General features: G+C 72.6%; 16 protein-coding genes and 1 pseudogene. 5 read left to right on the top strand and 12 right to left on the bottom strand.

Annotated elements, in window-relative coordinates; all coding sequences use genetic code 11:
- Positions 1-49: 49 nt before the first annotated feature.
- From ACIRNI_RS21860 to ACIRNI_RS21850, 3 genes and pseudogenes are all read right to left on the bottom strand, one after another.
- Positions 50-652: pseudogene (locus tag ACIRNI_RS21860) on the bottom strand (lysophospholipid acyltransferase family protein); the annotation flags it as partial.
- Complete coding sequence (locus tag ACIRNI_RS21855) at positions 652-1,476, bottom strand: GNAT family N-acyltransferase (protein ID WP_403553394.1); 825 nt, start codon at positions 1,474-1,476, stop codon at positions 652-654. The gene ACIRNI_RS21855 and the pseudogene ACIRNI_RS21860, both read right to left, overlap by 1 nt.
- 156 nt (positions 1,477-1,632) lie before the next feature.
- Entirely contained in the window at positions 1,633-2,892 is a 1,260-nt protein-coding gene (locus ACIRNI_RS21850) for an extracellular solute-binding protein (protein WP_403553392.1), read from the bottom strand.
- Positions 2,893-3,134: 242 nt separating this feature from the next.
- On the opposite strand from ACIRNI_RS21850, the gene ACIRNI_RS21845 reads away from it, so the two are divergent.
- A complete protein-coding gene (locus tag ACIRNI_RS21845) occupies positions 3,135-3,362 on the top strand; it encodes a dodecin (RefSeq protein WP_403553390.1) in 228 nt (75 codons plus the stop codon).
- Positions 3,363-3,431: 69 nt separating this feature from the next.
- On the opposite strand, the gene ACIRNI_RS21840 is transcribed toward ACIRNI_RS21845, so the two are convergent.
- The gene (locus tag ACIRNI_RS21840; protein WP_403553388.1) at positions 3,432-3,920 is read right to left on the bottom strand and encodes a hypothetical protein; all 489 of its coding nucleotides are present in this window, start codon (positions 3,918-3,920) and stop codon (positions 3,432-3,434) included.
- A 68-nt stretch (positions 3,921-3,988) separates the two neighbouring features.
- Here ACIRNI_RS21840 and ACIRNI_RS21835 point away from each other — a divergent pair, with 68 nt between their 5' ends.
- Entirely contained in the window at positions 3,989-5,014 is a 1,026-nt protein-coding gene (locus ACIRNI_RS21835) for an MsnO8 family LLM class oxidoreductase (protein ID WP_403553386.1), read from the top strand.
- A gap of 27 nt (positions 5,015-5,041) precedes the next feature.
- Here ACIRNI_RS21835 and ACIRNI_RS21830 read toward each other — a convergent pair whose 3' ends face one another.
- The 5 genes from ACIRNI_RS21830 to ACIRNI_RS21810 form a co-directional block, all read right to left on the bottom strand.
- On the bottom strand, positions 5,042-5,869 hold the full coding sequence (locus ACIRNI_RS21830) for a tyrosinase family protein (RefSeq protein ID WP_403553384.1): 828 nt from the start codon (positions 5,867-5,869) through the stop codon (positions 5,042-5,044).
- A 17-nt stretch (positions 5,870-5,886) separates the two neighbouring features.
- A complete protein-coding gene (locus ACIRNI_RS21825) occupies positions 5,887-6,309 on the bottom strand; it encodes a tyrosinase cofactor (RefSeq protein ID WP_403553382.1) in 423 nt (140 codons plus the stop codon).
- A gap of 309 nt (positions 6,310-6,618) precedes the next feature.
- Positions 6,619-7,368, bottom strand: a complete 750-nt coding sequence (locus tag ACIRNI_RS21820) for a succinate dehydrogenase/fumarate reductase iron-sulfur subunit (RefSeq protein ID WP_355362126.1) — start codon at positions 7,366-7,368, stop codon at positions 6,619-6,621.
- Positions 7,365-9,368, bottom strand: coding sequence for a fumarate reductase/succinate dehydrogenase flavoprotein subunit (locus tag ACIRNI_RS21815; RefSeq protein WP_403553380.1), 2,004 nt, complete (start codon positions 9,366-9,368; stop codon positions 7,365-7,367). Before ACIRNI_RS21815 ends, ACIRNI_RS21820 begins: the two co-directional genes overlap by 4 nt.
- Position 9,369: 1 nt before the next feature.
- Positions 9,370-10,074 (bottom strand): succinate dehydrogenase cytochrome b subunit, encoded by a 705-nt coding sequence (locus ACIRNI_RS21810; RefSeq protein ID WP_403553378.1) that lies wholly within the window; start codon positions 10,072-10,074, stop codon positions 9,370-9,372.
- Positions 10,075-10,170: 96 nt separating this feature from the next.
- Here ACIRNI_RS21810 and ACIRNI_RS21805 point away from each other — a divergent pair, with 96 nt between their 5' ends.
- A complete protein-coding gene (locus ACIRNI_RS21805) occupies positions 10,171-11,103 on the top strand; it encodes a LysR family transcriptional regulator (protein WP_403553376.1) in 933 nt (310 codons plus the stop codon).
- Here the strand turns inward: ACIRNI_RS21805 and ACIRNI_RS21800 are convergent.
- The 3 genes from ACIRNI_RS21800 to ACIRNI_RS21790 all read right to left on the bottom strand — a co-directional run bounded on the left by ACIRNI_RS21800 (position 11,043) and on the right by ACIRNI_RS21790 (position 15,436).
- Positions 11,043-13,238 (bottom strand): putative bifunctional diguanylate cyclase/phosphodiesterase, encoded by a 2,196-nt coding sequence (locus ACIRNI_RS21800; RefSeq protein ID WP_403553374.1) that lies wholly within the window; start codon positions 13,236-13,238, stop codon positions 11,043-11,045. The two genes, ACIRNI_RS21805 and ACIRNI_RS21800, sit on opposite strands and share 61 nt — an antisense overlap.
- Complete coding sequence (locus ACIRNI_RS21795) at positions 13,235-14,053, bottom strand: SAM-dependent methyltransferase (RefSeq protein ID WP_403553372.1); 819 nt, start codon at positions 14,051-14,053, stop codon at positions 13,235-13,237. Before ACIRNI_RS21795 ends, ACIRNI_RS21800 begins: the two co-directional genes overlap by 4 nt.
- 348 nt (positions 14,054-14,401) lie before the next feature.
- Positions 14,402-15,436, bottom strand: a complete 1,035-nt coding sequence (locus ACIRNI_RS21790; RefSeq protein WP_403553370.1) for an SCO0930 family lipoprotein — start codon at positions 15,434-15,436, stop codon at positions 14,402-14,404.
- Between the two features lie 209 nt (positions 15,437-15,645).
- Between ACIRNI_RS21790 and ACIRNI_RS21785 the strand changes: the two genes are divergently transcribed.
- Both ACIRNI_RS21785 and ACIRNI_RS21780 read left to right on the top strand, forming a co-directional pair.
- On the top strand, positions 15,646-16,206 hold the full coding sequence (locus ACIRNI_RS21785; RefSeq protein ID WP_403553368.1) for a hypothetical protein: 561 nt from the start codon (positions 15,646-15,648) through the stop codon (positions 16,204-16,206).
- A gap of 26 nt (positions 16,207-16,232) precedes the next feature.
- Positions 16,233-16,997, top strand: coding sequence for a hypothetical protein (locus ACIRNI_RS21780; RefSeq protein WP_403553366.1), 765 nt, complete (start codon positions 16,233-16,235; stop codon positions 16,995-16,997).
- Positions 16,998-17,112: the final 115 nt, after the last annotated feature.

The following is a 17,112-nucleotide window of genomic DNA, read 5'->3' as shown; positions in this document are numbered from 1 at the left end:
CGCCGACGAACGCGGCCGGGCCGGCCGGCTCGTACCGGATGCGTACGGGCTGGACGCCGGCGCCCGCGTCCAGGGCCGCCTGGAAGGCGGCCGGGCGGAAGCGCCCCGCGGCGCGGCCGCACCAGGTCGAGCCCTCGGGGAAGACGACGACGCGCGCGCCGCCGCGCAGCGCCCCGGCGAGTTCGCGGACGGTGCCGGGCAGGGCGCGCAGCCGGTCGCGTTCGAGGAAGAGGGTGCCGCCCCGGGCGGCGAGTAGGCCGAGCAGGGGCCAGCGCCGCACCTCGCTCTTGGCCAGCATGCGGCCGGGCAGGACGGCGCCGACGAGCGGGATGTCCAGCCACGAGATGTGGTTGGCGACCACGAGGCAGGCGCCGCCGGACGGGGGTGGGGGTGTGCCGGTGATCCGTACGCGGACGCCGAAGGCGCGGAGCACCGCCCGGCACCACAGCCGCGTCAGGCGCCGTCGTACGGCCCGGCCGAGCGGCGCGGTCAGCGGTGCGCACACCACTCCGGCGAGCACGGCGAGGACCCCGGCCACCAGCCGTGCGACGGCGCGCGGCAGCGGGGCACGCGGTCCCGGATGCCGGGTGCAGTGGTGCGGGGCGCACGGGGAGGTGGGCAGCCAGGGCGAACCGAGCCGGGGCCCGCTCATCAGGCGGGGGCGAGGGAGAGGAAGTGCCGCAGGTAGCGGGGGTTGGTGCGGCGCAGCGACAGCAGGACGTAGAGGTCCGCGACGCCGAAGTCCGGGTCGTGGGCGGGGGCCCCGCAGACCCAGGCGCCCAGGCGCAGGTATCCGCGCAGCAGCGGGGGGAGTTCGGTGCGGGGGGCGGGGTGGGAGGCGCCTTCGGGGGACCAGAGCCGGTGCGGGGTGACCCAGTACTCCTCGGGCGCGAGGTGGCGGTCCCTGACCGTGTCCCAGGTGGCGGCGGCGAGGGCGCCCCCGTCGGCGAGGGGGATGGAGCAGCAGCCGGCGAGCCAGTCGTGGCCGGTGCGGGTCATGTAGCGGGCTATGCCGGCCCAGATGAGGGAGATGACCGCGCCGTTGCGGTGGGCGGGGTGCACGCAGGAGCGGCCGACCTCGACCAGGTCGTGGCGGATGGGGCCGAGCCGGGAGAGGTCGAACTCGCCCTCGGAGTAGAGCCGCCCGGCGACGCGGGCGCGCTCGGGCGGCAGCAGCCGGTAGGTGCCGACGACCTCGCCGGTCGCCTCCTCCCGTACCAGCAGGTGGTCGCAGTACGCGTCGAACGCGTCGCCGTCCAGCCCGGGTTCGGGCCCGTCGAGGCGGGCGCCCAGCTCCCCCGCGAACACCAGGTGCCGCAGCCGCTGCGCCGCCCGGACCTCCTCCTGTTCGCGGGCGAGCGAGACGGCGTACCGGGGGCGGGGTGCGGCGTGAGCGGGCTCCGGGACGGGGGCGGGGACGGTGGCGGGAACCGGGACAGGTGCGGGGACGGTGGCGGCGGTCGGGGATGCGGGCATGGCGGTCTCCTCTGCCGGAGGGAAGGCGGCGGGCCCCGGCTGCGCCGGCCCCGCCTCCTACTTCTCCCGCGGCAGCCTGGACTCGACGTGACCGTCCGGCGGAGCGCGGATGTGCGCCTGCTGAACCCCGGGTACGGCCTGATCGACAAGACACCCCTAGCCGGCGAGCGCCCGGGTGATCCGGTCCGACGCCGTCTTCGCCGCCCGCTTCGGGTCCTGGCCCTCGAGGACGGCCGTCATGTACGGCTTGATGGGGTTGGCCTCCTCGACCGCGGCCCACTGGGGCGCGTTGGGGGTGGCCCGGCCGCGCGCCGCGCCCGCGGCCATGGCGGCGGTGGCCTCCTGGCCTTCGACGACGGGCGCCAGGGAGGCCTTGTTGGGCACGTAGCTCATGGTGCGGGCGAGGTCGGTCTGCCACTTCTCGCCCGCGAGCGCCGTGACGACCTCGATGGCGGCGTCCCGCTCCCTCGCCTTCTCGGGGACGATCAGGTCCGAGCCGCCGGTGAAAACGGCGCACGGCGTGTCGGCGGTCTTGCCGGGAATGGGGAAGAAGCCGAGCTTGCCCTTGAGGGCCGGGTTGCGCTCCTCGATGGCGGCGGCGGCGCTCGGCGGCGCGATGATCTGGGCGACGTCGCCCTGGGCGAAGACGCCGGCCTGGGGCGGGGTCTCCTCGTCCGCGTCCTTGGGGCCCGGTCCGAGCTCCTGGAGGCGCTGGTAGAAGGCCATGCCGCGCAGGGCGGCGGGGGTGTCGAGCGTGCCGGTCCACACGCCGCCCTTCTCGACCGCCAGTTCGCCGCCCTCGTCCCAGATGAACCCGGCGAGGGTGTACCAGTCCTGCCCCGCGAGGTAGATGCCGTGCCGGCCACCGCCGCCGAGCTTCTCGGTGGCCTCGATCCACTGGTCGCGGGTCTTCGGGGGCGTGGTGATGCCGGCCTCCGCGAAGAGGTCCTTGTGGTAGATGACCACCCGGTTGGCCGCGTACCAGGGGATGCCGTACTGGACGCCGTTGACGCTGCCGGGGTCCTTCAGGGCGGGGAGCCAGTCGGCCTGCCCCAGGTCACGCACGGATTCGAGCGTGAGGTCGTACAGCAGGCCGGTCTCGGCGTACCGGGCCACCTGGGTGTTGCCGACCTCGATGACGTCGGGGGCGTCGCCGCTGTGCAAGGCGGCGGTGACCTTCTTGCCGATGCCGGTCCACTCCTGGAGGGTGATGTCGAGGTCGACGGCGTGTTCGTCCTCGTACGCGCGGGTGAACCGCTCCAGGAAGTCGTCGGAGACGCTGCCCTTCATCAGCCAGACGCGGACGGTCGGCGTACCGGCTTCGTCGCCGGCGAGAGCGCCGCAGCCGGTCGCCGTCACGGTCATGGTCATGGCCGTCGTCAGCGCGGCGGCGCAGGCGAGGATGCGCTTCTTCACGTAGGGCACCTTTTGCGTGAACAGGAAGTGGACCCGGCGTGGGGGGAAGCGAAGGAATTCGCCACGGGCGTGATGGCTGGATTTTGGTATGGACCAATGAGCGGGTCAACCCCCTGGGCGCACCTCCGTGCCGCCTTGGTGCCCACCCCGTCGCCGCCGACGCCTCGCGGACCCCGGCGCCGTGGGGCACCGTGGAAGGAGGCATCTCCGGGCGAAGGCACCGGGCGAACGAGGAGACCTCCATGTCGCACCACACCTACCGCGTCACCGAGATCGTCGGCACCTCGCACGAGGGCGTGGACGACGCCCTGCGCAACGGCGTCGCCCGCGCGGCGGAGACGCTGCGCAACCTGGACTGGTTCGAGGTGACGCAGGTCAGGGGCCACATCAAGGACGGCCGGATCGCGCACTACCAGGTCGGGATGAAGGTCGGCTTCCGGCTGGATGAGCCGTCGGAGCACGGCGCCTGACGGCACCGGTCCGGGCTCGGGTACGGGGCCTCCTTCTCTGTCCCGGGGTACGGCCCTCCCGGTCCGGGCTCAGGTACGGCCCTCCTTCTCCTGGGCCTGCTCGAGCTCGGCCGAGCTTTCCGCCCAGCGGGCCCGTACGACCGGGAAGCCCGCCCGTTCGGCCGCGTCGCAGACCAGCTCGTCGTCGTCGACGAGCATGCGGATCTCCCGGCGCTGCGCCAGCCTGCGCAGGATCTCCAGCTTGGTGTGGCGCGCCGGGCGCCGGTCGTCGTTACGCCGCATGTGGATGCGGCCCTCGGGCAGGCCGTGCGCCGCCAGCCACGCCACGGTGTCCTGGCGGCACCGCTCGGGCCGCCCGGTCAGATAGACGACCTCGCACGCGTCGGCCGCCTCCCGGCACAGGGCCACGCCCTCTGCGAGCGGCGGGTCCTCGGGCGCCGCGGCGAAGAAGGCGTCCCAGTCGCGGGGCCTGCGCTCCAGGAAGCGCTGCCGGTGGCGGGCGTCGGAGAGCGTGTTGTCCAGGTCGAAGACGGCCAGGGGCCTGCTGTTTCGCGTCACGCGCCCCAGCGTAGGGAAGTCCCCGGCTCCGGCGGGAATCCTCGCGCGCGGCAGGCGTTGAAAGGTGCGTGAGCTCATTGATCGCCTCGGCCAGGTTCTCCGTACTGGACCGTTCCCGCACCCGCGAGGGGCAGGACGGTCCGCAGGCGCTGCGCGACACGGTGCGCCTCGCCCAGGAGGTGGAGGCGCTCGGCTACCACCGGTTCTGGGTGTCGGAGCACCACGGTGTGCCGGGCGTCGCGGGCTCGGCGCCGACCGTGCTGGCGGCCGCCGTCGCCGCCGCGACGCGGACGATCCGGGTCGGCACGGGCGGGGTGATGCTGCCGAACCACCAGCCGCTGGTGGTGGCGGAGCAGTTCGGGGTGCTGGAGTCGCTCTTCCCTGGCCGGATCGACATGGGGCTGGGCCGTTCGGTGGGCTTCACGGACGGGATACGGCGTGCGCTGGGCCGGGACAAGGAGGACGCCGGCGACTTCGCCGCCCAACTGGAGGAGCTGCTGGGCTGGTTCGACGGTACGCAGTCGGCGCACCCCCGGGTGCGCGCCCGTCCCTCCGAGGGCCTGCGGGTCCCGCCGTACGTTCTGGCCACCGGCGAGGGCGCGGAGATCGCCGCGGCGGCCGGGCTGCCGCTGGTGATAGGCGATCTGAAGGGCCGGTCGAAGGTGGTGGCCGCGGTCGAGCGGTACCGTGCCGCCTTCCGCCCGTCCGCGTGGGCCGAGGAGCCGTACGTCGTCGTGGCCGGCACGGTGGCGGTCGCGGAGAGCGAGGAGGAGGCGGCGCGGCTGCTGATACCGGAGGCGTGGTCGCTGGCGTACTCCCGTACGAAGGGCGACTTCCCGCCGCTCACACCGCCGGAGCGGATCGCGGGCCTGGCGATGACGCCGAAGCAGCGGGAGTTGTACGAGGCGGGGCTGCGCGGGCACGTCCACGGCACCGAGGAGCAGGTGCGGGACGCGCTGGAGGTGGCCGTGAAGGAGACGGGCGCCGACGAGGTGCTGGTGACGACGAGTACGTACGACCGTTCGGCGCTGGTGGACTCCTACCGCCGCCTCGCCCGCGTCGCGGGCCTGGCGGGTGCGGACGAACCGCACTGAGGCCAGGCCCGCGAGCGGAGCGGCGGCTCAGGCCGCCGTGTCGAAGGTGTAGTGGCGGGTGTGGTCGAGCATGTCCGCCGGGGTCACGTCGTTCCAGGGGCGCATGGTGTCCCGCAGGTCCACGACGTTCGGGGTGCCGGCGGCCGGGAGGTAGGTGGAGCCGGGGTGGCGGGCCTGCCAGTCGGCCCACAGCTTGTCGATGAAGGCGTGGTGCAGCCAGAACACCGGGTCGTTCGGGGAGGCGCCGGTGGCCATGTGGCCGCCGACCCAGACGTGGACGCGGTTGTGCAGGTTGACCCCGCGCCAGCCTTCCAGGTGGTTGCGGAAGCCGTCGGAGGAGCTGTTCCAGGGCGCCATGTCGTACGTCGCCATGGCGAGGACCGAGTCGACCTCGGCGCGGGTGGGCAGCTGGCGGCCGCCCGCTCCGAGCGCGCGGCGCAGGTAGTCGCGGCCGTCGACGCGGACGGTGAGGGCCCAGCGGCCCCCGGACGCGGCGAACGGCCCGTCCATCACCTGGCCGTCGCGGGAGCGGCCGGTGCCGCCCATGAAGTCGGGCGCCCAGAGGGAGGAGGAGGCCGTGCGGTCGGCGGTCCAGTCCCAGTAAGGCAGGGCGACGGCCGGGTCGACGGCCTGGAGTGCCTGCTCGAACTGGAGCAGGAACCTTCGGTGCCAGGGCAGGAAGGACGGCGAGCGGTGGCCGACACGGTCGCCGGTGTCGGTGTCGCTCATGATGAAGTCGTTGTGGGTGGAGACGAAGGAGTCGTACCGGCCACTGCGCTTGAGTTCGAGCACCGCGTCGACGAAACGCTTCTTCTCGGCGGCGGTCAGCTGGGCCTGGTTCTTGCGTACGGTCATGGTGGTGTGGCTCCGGTTCAGGACGTGGCGAGGGGGACGAGCGAGGCGCCCTGGAGTTCGCGGACGGCGGCGCGGGCCACGGCGCGGGGCGTGGCGACCGGCTCGTAGTGGTTGATCACGCTGATCCAGGTGCCGTCGGCGTTCTGCATGACGTGCAGTTCCTCGCCGTCGATGCGCACGGAGTAGCCGGAGCCGTGGCCTCCGTGGTGTCCCCCGTCGTGTCCGCCGCGGGAGGGGCCGCCCTGGATGCGGCGGCCCAGGAATATCTCGTCGAAGGGCGCGGGGCCGGAGCCGTGCGCCGACGCGGCGGCGGCCCTGCCGGACGTGGCCGTACCGGAGGCGGCGCTCTCCGGCGCGGCGGTCGCGCGGCCGGCGGCGGCGAGGCCGAGTGCCGCGCCTGCGGTGACGCTCAGGGCCTGGCGGCGGCTGATTCTGGACATGACTATTACCCCCTGGTGGTGCGGTGGTGTTTCGGCACCGGGGGCTTGGTCATGTGCCCCCGGCACGTCCCATGCCTACAGGGGGTTCTCGGAGCCTGGAATTCCGCAGGCGCGGGTTGGCCGCGATACGGACAACCCACCACCTTCGGTGCAGAATTCAACGAAGTTGATCTTGCTGTTCACGGACACACGTTCGCCCCGGACGGAAATTCTTGCGGAGAATGTGGCCATCTCGTGGAGAATCTTGCGTTCCGGGGCGATGCGCGTGGTCCGGGTCACGCCCGGGAAGTGGCTTGAATCATGCCTGCGTCAGCTGCGCCGCACCTTGCGCGTGGCGCGCAGCCACTCCTTGTTCATGGCCGCGATCGACGGCAGCGGAATGCCCTTCGGGCAGGCCGTCGCGCACTCGCCGGTCAGCGTGCAGCCGCCGAAGCCCTCGGCGTCCATCTGGGACACCATGTCGAGCACCCGGGTCTCGCGCTCCGGGGCGCCCTGCGGCAGCACGTTGAGGTGGTTGACCTTCGCCGAGGTGAAGAGCATCGCCGAGCCGTTGGGGCAGGCCGCCACGCACGCGCCGCAGCCGATGCACTCGGCGTGCTCGAAGGCGAAGTCCGCGTCCGCCTTCGGCACGGGCGTGGCGTGCGCCTCCGGAGCGGAGCCGGTGGGGGCGCTGATGTAGCCGCCCGCCTGGATGATCCGGTCGAAGGCGGACCGGTCCACCACCAGGTCCTTGACCACCGGGAAGGCGGCGGCGCGCCACGGCTCGATGTCGATGGTGTCGCCGTCCCGGAAGGACCGCATGTGCAGCTGGCAGGTGGTGGTGCGCTCCGGGCCGTGGGCGTCGCCGTTGATGACGAGCGAGCAGGCACCGCAGATGCCCTCGCGGCAGTCGTGGTCGAAGGCGACCGGTTCCTCGCCGCGGAGGATGAGCTCCTCGTTGAGGGTGTCGAGCATCTCCAGGAAGGACATGTCGGACGAGATGTTGTCCACCTCGTAGGTGGCCATGGCGCCGGGGGCGTCGGCGTTCTTCTGCCGCCAGACGCGCAACTTGAGCTTCATGCGTAGCTCCGCTGGGTGGGGTGGACGTACTCGAAGTCGAGGTCTTCCTTGTGCAGGACGGGCGCCTCGCCGGTGCCGCCGAACTCCCAGGCGGCGGCGTACGAGAACTCCTCGTCCTTGCGGGCCGCCTCGCCGTCCGGCGTCTGGGACTCCTCGCGGAAATGGCCGCCGCAGGACTCGGTGCGGTGCAGCGCGTCGAGGCACATGAGCTCGGCGAGCTCCAGGTAGTCGACGATGCGGTTGGCCTTCTCCAGCGACTGGTTGAGCTCCTCGCCGGTGCCCGGCACCTTGATCCGGCGCCAGAACTCCTCGCGGATGGCGGGGATCCGCTCCAGTGCCTTGCGCAGGCCCTGCTCGGAGCGGGCCATGCCGCAGAACTCCCACATCAGCTCGCCCAGTTCGCGGTGGAACGAGTCGGGGGTGCGGTCGCCGTCGACGGCCAGCAGCCGCGCGAGCCGGTCCTCGGTCTCCCCGACCACGTCGCGTACCACCGGGTGGTCGGAGGTGACCGTGTCCGTCAGCGGGTTGCGGGCGAGGTAGTCGTTGATCGTGGACGGCAGGACGAAGTAGCCGTCGGCGAGGCCCTGCATCAGCGCGGAGGCGCCGAGGCGGTTGGCGCCGTGGTCGGAGAAGTTCGCCTCGCCGATGGCGAAGAGGCCCGGCACGGTGGTCTGGAGGTCGTAGTCGACCCAGAGGCCGCCCATCGTGTAGTGCACGGCGGGGTAAATCCGCATCGGCACCTCGTACGGGTTCTCCGCGGTGATCCGCTCGTACATGTCGAAGAGGTTGCCGTACTTCTCCTCCACCTTCGCCCGGCCCATGCGGCGGATGGCGTCGGCGAAGTCCAGGTAGACGCCCTCCCGTCGCCCACCACCGCCCTCAACCGAGGAGCCTTCGGCTCCGCCCCTCTGGTTTTGGCCGCCGGGGCCGACGCCGCGGCCCTCGTCGCAGACGTTCTTGGCGGCGCGGGAGGCGATGTCACGCGGGACGAGGTTGCCGAAGGAGGGGTAGATGCGCTCCAGGTAGTAGTCGCGCTCGTCCTCGGGGATCTCGTGCGGCGGGCGCGCGTCGCCCTTCGCCTTCGGCACCCAGATGCGGCCGTCGTTGCGCAGCGACTCGCTCATCAGCGTCAGCTTGGACTGGTGGTCGCCGGTGCGCGGGATGCAGGTGGGGTGGATCTGGGTGAAGCAGGGGTTGGCGAAGTACGCGCCGCGCCGGTGAGCCCGCCACACGGCGGTGGCGTTGGAGTTCATGGCGTTCGTCGACAGGTAGAAGACGTTGCCGTAGCCGCCGGAGGCCAGCACCACCGCGTCCGCGAAGTGCGTGGTGATCTCGCCGGTGATCAGGTTGCGGGCGACGATGCCGCGCGCCCGCCCGTCGACCACGATCAGGTCGAGCATCTCGGTGCGCGGGTGCATCTCCACGTTCCCGGCCGCGATCTGCCGGGACAGGGCCTGGTACGCGCCGAGCAGCAGCTGCTGGCCCGTCTGGCCGCGGGCGTAGAAGGTCCGCGACACCTGGACGCCGCCGAAGGAGCGGGTGTCGAGGAGGCCGCCGTACTCGCGGGCGAAGGGCACGCCCTGGGCGACGCACTGGTCGATGATCTCCACCGATATCTGCGCGAGGCGGTGGACGTTGGACTCTCGGGCGCGGAAGTCGCCGCCCTTGACCGTGTCGTAGAAGAGGCGGTGGACGGAGTCGCCGTCGTTGCGGTAGTTCTTCGCCGCGTTGATGCCGCCTTGCGCGGCGATGGAGTGGGCGCGGCGCGGCGAGTCCTGGTAGCAGAACTGGACGACGTGGTAGCCCTGTTCGGCGAGTGTCGCGCCGGCGGAGCCGCCCGCGAGGCCGGTGCCGACGACGATGATCGTGTGCTTGCGGCGGTTGGCCGGGTTCACCAGCTTCGCCTCGAAGCGTCGCTTGTCCCAGCGCTCGGCGATGGGGCCCGTCGGGGCCTTGTCGTCCACGACCGGGGCGCCGGTCGTGTAGTCGAGGAAGCTCATGTCAGCTCACCACTCCGGTCATGACGGCGACGGGTACGGAGATGAAGCCCGCGGTCAGCACCAGCGCGAGGACGTTGGCCACGGTCTTCAGCGCGCGGTCGCGGGTGGCGTTGCCCACGCCGAGGGTCTGGGCGGCCGACCAGAAGCCGTGCCGGATGTGCAGCCCGACGGCGAGCATCGCGACGATGTAGATGACGTTGCCGTACCAGGTGGAGAAGGTCGCGACGACGTTCTCGTACGGATGGCCCGCCTGGGCGTTCGGGTTCACGGTGAGCGTCGTCAGGTCCAGGACGTGCCAGACGATGAAGAGCGCCACGATCACCCCGCCCCAGCGCATGGTGCGGGTGGCATAGCTCGCACGGCGGCGCTTGTGCGCGTACGCGGTGGGGCGGGCCTTGATGTCGCGCCTGCTCAGCTGGTACGCCGAGACGCCGTGGGCGATCACGGCGGTGAGCAGCACCACGCGGGCGATCCACAGCCCCCACTCGTGGTGCAGCACCGGCGCGCCCATGGTCCGCAGCCAGTGGCCGTACGCGTTGAACTCGCCGGGGCCGAAGAAGACCTTCAGGTTGCCCATCACATGCGCGACGAGGTAGCCGATCATGATCAGCCCGCTGACGGCCATGACCGTCTTCTTGCCGACGGTGGATCGCCAGAAGGTGCGCGTGAGGGACGGTTGTCGATCCGTCCGCGTTGCCAGAGCCATGCACCAGACGCTAGGGGCGGCGGGCGCGAGAGGTCCAAGACATGGTGCCGCTGAACTCCATAGCTACGGCCTATCGCGGGGGCCTATCGTGGAGACATGCAGTTCCAGCAGCTGGTGTACTTCGTGGCGGTCGCCGAGACCCGGCACTTCACGCACGCCGCCGAGCGCGTGCATGTCTCGCAGCCGTCGCTGTCGCAGCAGATCAGGGCGCTGGAGAAGGAGCTGGGCGCGGAGCTGTTCAGCCGGGCCCGGGGCAACATCGCGCTCACGGACGCGGGCGAGGCGCTGCTGCCGCTGGCGCGCCGCATCCTCGCGGACACCGACACCGCGCGCCACGAGGTGCAGGAGGTGGCGCAGCTGCGGCGCGGGCGGGTGCGGCTGGGCGCGACGCCGAGCCTGTGCACCGGTCTGCTGCCCGATGTGCTGCGCACCTTCCACGATCTGCACCCGGGGATCCAGCTGCTGATCGAGGAGAGCGGCTCGCACGATCTCGTACGGGAGCTGGCGCGCGGCGCGCTCGACCTGGCGCTGGTGGTGCTTCCGCTGCCTACGCCGTCCCCGGCGCTCACCACCGTCGAGCTGCTCCAGGAGGACCTGGTGGTGGTGTCTTCCGCGGCCGCGCCGCCGCCGCGCCGCCCGGTGCGGATCGCCGATCTGCGCGACCAGCCGCTGGTGATGTTCCGGCACGGCTACGACCTGCGGGAGCTGACGGTGGCGGCGTGCCGGGCCGAGGGCTTCGAGCCGTCGTTCACGGTGGAGGGCGGCGAGATGGACGCGGTGCTCGGCTTCGTACGGGCGGGGCTCGGGGTGGCCGTCGTACCGAGCATGGTGGCGGCGAGGGCGGGCCGCGACCTGCGGGTCACCGCCCTGGCGCGGCCCGGGCTGCGCCGGACCATCGCGCTCGCGCACCGCAGCGACGTGGCACCGCCGCGGGCGGCGCGCGAGCTCCAGAAGGTCCTGCTACGGTCTCAGACCGCGTCCGCCAGCACCAGCGAGTGGATCCGGTCGGGGGCGCCCGGGCGGGCGTAGTACCAGCCCTGGGCGGTGTCGCAGCCCAGCTCCCGCAGCTGCTCGGCCTGCGCGCCGGTCTCCACGCCCTCCACCGTCACCGCGAGGTCCAGGCTGTGGGCCAGGGAGACGATCCCCTCGACGATCTTGAGGTCGACGGGGTCGGCCGGGTGCCGTTGCATGCCCTGGGTGAAGGAGCGGTCCAGCTTGAGCACGCTCACCGGCAGGCGGCGCAGGTTGGCCAGGTTGGAGTAGCCGGTGCCGAAGTCGTCCAGCGCTATGTCCACGCCCATCTCGGCCAGCTGCCGCAGCGGCTTGAGCAGGTCCTCGTCGGCGCCGATCAGGGCCGACTCGGTCACCTCCAGGCACAGCGCCCCGGGCTCCAGCCCGAAGCGGTCCAGTACGTCGACGATGTCGGCGACCAGACCGGTGTGGTGCAGCTGGGTCGGCGACAGGTTGACGTTGATCCGCAGCGGCCCGCCGTCCGAGTGGCGACGGTTCCAGAACCTGGCCTGGCGGACCGCCTCCTGGAGCACCCAGCGCCCGAGCGGCACGATGAGCCCGGTGTGCTCGGCGAGCGGGATGAACCGGTCGGGGCCGAGCACCCCGTGCTGCGGGTGGCACCAGCGCACCAGGGCCTCGGCGCCGTGCACGCTGCCGTCGCCGAGGTGGACGAGCGGCTGGTACTCGATGAAGAACTCCTCGCGCTCCAGCGCCGCCGGCAGCGCGGTGGTCAGGCCGTGCCGGGTGATGGCGCGGGCGTCGGCCTCCGGGTCGGCCCGCTCGAAGCGGTTGCCGCCCGCCGACTTGGCCCGGTACATGGTGATGTCGGCGCTGCGCAGCACCTCCGCGGAGCCGCGTTCCCCCGCCGGCCCCTCGACGATGCCGACGCTGCCGCGCACGGTGAGCTCCCGGCCGTCCAGCCGGATGGGCGTGGCGAGGGCGGCGAGGATGCGGTGGGCGAGCTCGTCGGCCTGGCGCTCGGTGTCCGTGCCGGTGGTCAGCGCCACGAACTCGTCGCCGCCGAGGCGGGCGACCATCTCCCCCGGCCGGGTCGCGACCGACTGGAGCCGGTCGGCGACCTCCACGAGCAGCCGGTCGCCGGCCGCGTGGCCGAGGCTGTCGTTGATGGCCTTGAAGCCGTCCAGGTCGAGGTAGCAGAGCCCGAAGCGGGCGCCGTCCCCGGCCGAGAGGGCCTTGTCGAGCCGCTCGAAGAACAGCGTCCGGTTGGGCAGCCCGGTGAGGGCGTCATGGGTCGCCTCGTACCGCAGCCGCAGGTTCAGCAGCCGGCGTTCGGTGGTGTCCTCCATCAGCGCCAGGGTGTACTGCGGGTTGCCCTCGGTGTCCCGCAGCAGGGAGCACGTGAGGTTCGTCCACAGGACGGTGCCGTCGCCCCGGTAGAAGGCCTTCTCGACGCGGAAGTGGTCGCGCTCGCCGCGTACGAGCTCGCCGTAGAGCTTCCAGACCTGCGGCGCGTCCTCGGGGTGGACCCACTCGGACACCCTGCGGCCGCGCACATGGCGCTCCAGTCCACCGAACATGCGGGTGAGGGCCCCGTTGACCTCCAGCACGTTGCCCTCGAGGTCGGCGATGCCGATGCCGATGGCCGCGCCCTCGAAGACCGCCCGGAAGCGGGCCTCGCTCGCGTGCAGCGCCCGTTCGGCGAAGCTGCGCGCCGAGAGCGCCGAGCGGGCGATGGACTCCTGCTCGACGAGGGTCCGCTCGCGCAGCGCCTGGGCGAAACCGGCCGCCAGGGCGTGCTGGAGCCGGGCGCAGCGGGCCCGGAGCTCCTCGGCGGGAAGGTCGGTCAGCCCGGCCGGGCCCGGCGCTTCGGCGTCGCGGCAGTACAGCACGAGGTAGGAGTCGACCACGCCGAGGGTGCGGCTGAGCGCGTCGGGGTCGGTGCAGTGCGCGGCCACCAGGGCGGCGCCGACGCCGTGCGCGGGCGCCGGGTCGAACGGCCGGGCCTGCAGCGCGGCGCTCAGCTCCCGGGCGAGCGGCAGCAGGTGCCGTTCGAATTCGGGGCGGGTCAGCGACGTGGCGGTGACCGGGAAGATCGCCCGGCTCCAGATCGTCGCGAACCGCCGGAGTCTGTCCTCGAGGCCGTCCGGCTCCGCGCCGGATCCGGCCCCGGGTTCCTGCGGCGGCACGCTCACGCCTTGCGCCCCACCCCTGCGAAGCCCGCGAAGGCGTATGGATCCTCCTGCTCGACCGGGCTGTCGGGCTCGGGCCGCCAGTACGGCATCGACACGACACCGGGCTCGACGAGCTCGAACCCGTCGAAGAACCGCGCCACCTCCTCCCGCGAGCGCATGACCAGCGGGTTGCGGATGTCGCGGTAGACGCCCACCGCGCCGCCCGCCCGCTCCTGGGGTACGGGGATGCCCTCGAAGGAGGCGTGGGTGACGATCAGCAGGCTGCCGGGGGCGAGGGCGTCGCGCAGTTCGGCGACGGCCCCCTGGGGGTCGTCGGCGTCCTCCAGGAAGTGCAGGACCGCCACGAGCAGCAGCGCGACCGGCCGGTCCAGGTCGAGCATCCCGGTCGTCTCCGGGGCGGTGAGGATGTCCTGGGGCTTGCGCAGGTCGGCGGCGGTGACGGCGGCGTGCTCGTTGCCCTCCAGGACGGCCTTGCTGTGGGCGACGGCCACGGGATCGTGGTCGACGTACACCACGCGGGCGCCGGGGCGGGCACCCTGGGCGATCTCGTGGACGTTGCCGAAGGTGGGGATGCCGGAGCCTATGTCGAGGAACTGGGTGATGCCCTCGTTCACGGCGTACCGCACCGCGCGGCGCATGAACGCCCGGTTCGCCTGCATGACTTTGGGCAGGCCAGGCATGAACTCCATGGCCCTGCGCGCGGCTTCCCGGTCCACTTCGAAATTGTGCGAGCCGCCCAGGTAGTAGTCGTAGATGCGGGACACGCTCGGCACCGAAATATCGATACCCGGCGGGGCCCAGGCGGGACGCTCCATCGATGTCTCCAACAAGTAGCCACGGGGGATGCGGCCGTGTTCATGGCCGGTGTTCGAGCCGAGGCTACTGATCGCCCGCCAGGAGGGCGAGAGGAAACGGAAAATAGCGGTCCGTTCTTGGTCACACGCCTTTGGCACGTGCGGGTTCACCAGGCGGTACGGGACCGGGCCCGGGGGGGGGCGCGCGGGGGGGGGGGCCCGGGGGGCGGGGGGGGGGGGGCCCCGGGCGGGCCCGGCGGGGTGTCCGGCCGGTGGGAGACCGGCCACCCGGGGCCGGAGGCGCGTGGGGACTGCGCTGGACGCTCCGGCCGACCGTGGGGGGAAGGAGGGACTGGGGGCTTCGGTGGGCTACTTGACGAGCTTGCCGTCGGGGGAGACGGCGAACCAGGTTCCGCCGACGCCCTGGCCGTTGGTGTCACCGGGCTTCTTGTCGCCCGCGAAGGTGTAGAGCGGCCAGCAGTCGATGGTCTGCTGCTTGATGCCGTCGGGCCGGTTGAAGGTCACGAAGCCCTTGAGCTTGATGCCCTCGGTGTCGTTCTTGTCGACGGGCGCGACCACCGGCCACTTCTTGAGGCAGTCGCCGGTGCAGGCGGTCTTCATGGGCCAGGCGGAGTCCTTCTGGAACCGGTAGACCGTCATGCCGTTCTTGTCGACGACGACCTCGCCCAGCTTGGGGTCCTTGCGGACCGACAGGCCGGCCGGGTCGGCCGGGGTGGCCGCGTCCTCGCCGCCGCCCTCACCGGTGGCGGCCTCCTCCGGCTCCTCCGCGCCGCCCCCGTCGCCCGAGCCGCCCGCGCCGCCGTTGCCGGGGGCCGCCTTCTTGCCGTCGGGGGACGCCGCGTACCAGGTGCCGCCGACGCCCTGGCCCTTGGCCTCGCCGGGCTTGGTGTCCTTGGCGTACCGGTACATCGGCCAGCCGTCGACGGTCAGTTGCTTGGTGCCGTCGGCGCGGGTCACCACGCCCATCAGGGAGGCGTCGACACCGGCCGGGGGCTTGGCGCCGTCGGCGGAGACGACCGGCCAGGTCTTGGCGCACTCGCCCTCGCAGTTCGACTTGGGCGGGCTCGCCGTGTCCTTGTCGAAGCGGTAGAGCGTGAAGCCCTCGCTGTCGGTGAGGACCTTGCCGAACTCCTTGCTGTCCCAGACGGCGAGTTGACCGGCCGGCTTGGCCGCGGCGGCGCCGCCCTGGGCCGCGGCGCCGGAGCCGTAACCGTCGTCGGATCCGTAGCCGGCCGCGTTCTCCGCGGGCGCTCCGGCCGGTGCGGCGGCGCCGACGGACTGGCCGTTGGGGGTCTGGCTGCCCTTCTCCTGACCGCACGCCGTCGTCAGCGCCAGCACGGCCGCCGCGGTCACCGCGAGCGAGGCGTTCCGCCAGGTCTTCATGTCAACTCCCGTTGGGTTCGAGCTGGTTGTCGGCGCCCCGTGTGCGCCGTTCACGGTCCTAGGTACGGGCGGGGAGGCGGTCGGTGTTCAACGCGGCGCCCGGAAATTTGTCCCGGGTGGCGGAGAAGGGGCCCGGAAGAACCGCTCCTTCAGGGGAATCACCGCGGTTCGGGCCCCGCCGCGCCCCCGAACTGATCATGCTTTTGGCCGTGTACGGAACGAATGTCGCGCGGCTGCTTCCGGTCGCCTCCCTCACCTGGCTGCTGCTGGCACCACTGCCCGCGGCCGCCGACGCCTGCGCCCACGCCGTCGTCGGGCCCTCGGGACCGCAGAGCGCGGTGTCGATCGCGGGGAGCGGCAGCTGCACCCCGTCGCCGTCCCCGCCTCCGCCGCCGTCCCCTTCCCCGACGCCCACGCCCACGCCCACTCCGGAGCCCCCTCCCCCACCGCCGCCGCCGAAGCCCGCGCCACCGAAGCCGACGCCCGAGCCGCCGCCACCGCCGCCTCCCGCGCGGCCGGTGCCCGCGCCCCCTCCCCCGCCGCCGCCGAAGCCCGAGGTGAAACCGGAACCCGCACCGCCGGCGCCCGCGCCGCCGCGGCCCGTACGGCCGCCGAAGCCGGCGCCCTCGCCCCTCGTACCGCTGCCCGCCTACAAGCGTGTGGCGCCGCCGGAGCCCTCCGGCGGCCCGTCCCCGGTGTCCGTGATGCTCCTGGTCACGGCACCCGCGGTGCTCGCCGCCGCCGCGCTGCGCGGCCGCTCGTCCCGCTGATCCGCACTCACCGACGGAGAGATGCCTTGTCGGAATGGCTTGTTCTGTCCATCGCGATGGCCGCCGCCTGCGCCGTCGTCCTCACCATCGTCGTCTTCAACAACCGGCGCGTCGGTGACGACGACGATCCCAGCGAGACCCCGGACGTCATCGAGTACATGACGATGATGATCGGCGTGGTGTACGCGATCGTCCTCGGCCTCGCCATCGCGGGCGTCTGGGAGGGCCGCGGCGCCGCCCAGGACACCGTCCGCCAGGAGGCGCAGGCCCTCCACGAGGTGGACCGGCGCGTCGAGGTGTGGCCCGAGGCCGTGCGCGAGGGCGTGCGGGACGACGTACGGGCGTACGTGTCCCACGTCGTCGACACCGAGTGGGCGCACATGGCCGACCGGGGCGAGCTGACCGAGAAGGGCACCGAGCTGCTGGAGCGGCTGCGGCGGAGCATCACCGACTACCGGCCGGCGGACGCGCACGAGGGCGAGGCGTACCAGCCGCTGGTGGACCAGGTGGCGCTCGTGGACGACGCCCGCGGCGCACGCGCCGAGAGTGCGGGCGCCACCATGCCGGGGGTGGTGTGGTTCGGCCTGATCATCGGGGCGCTGGTCACCATCGGCATGATCTTCATGCTCCAGATCCGGCGTACGTTCCGCGAGCTGCTGCTGGCCGGTCTCTTCAGCGCGCTCATCGCCTTCCTGCTGTTCTTGATCTGGGCGTTCGACGCGCCGTTCGGCCGTGGGGTGTCCGCGGCACCGGACCCGTTCCTCACCCTCTTCCCGCATCTGCGGAGCTGAGGACATCCGCCGTCCGGGGGACTCCGGTGCCCCATTCGCCCGTCTGGGATCGCGGGTGTGGTAGAGCGCTCCTAGCGTTTCGGGCATCGAGGTGCATATCAGACCCTTTGTGGAA

This window comes from Streptomyces sp. NPDC093546, from assembly GCF_044765045.1.
Taxonomy (GTDB): Bacteria; Actinomycetota; Actinomycetes; order Streptomycetales; family Streptomycetaceae; genus Streptomyces.
The sequence above is the reverse complement of the archived record's forward strand: the minus strand, read 5'-3'. Positions and strand labels throughout refer to the sequence as shown.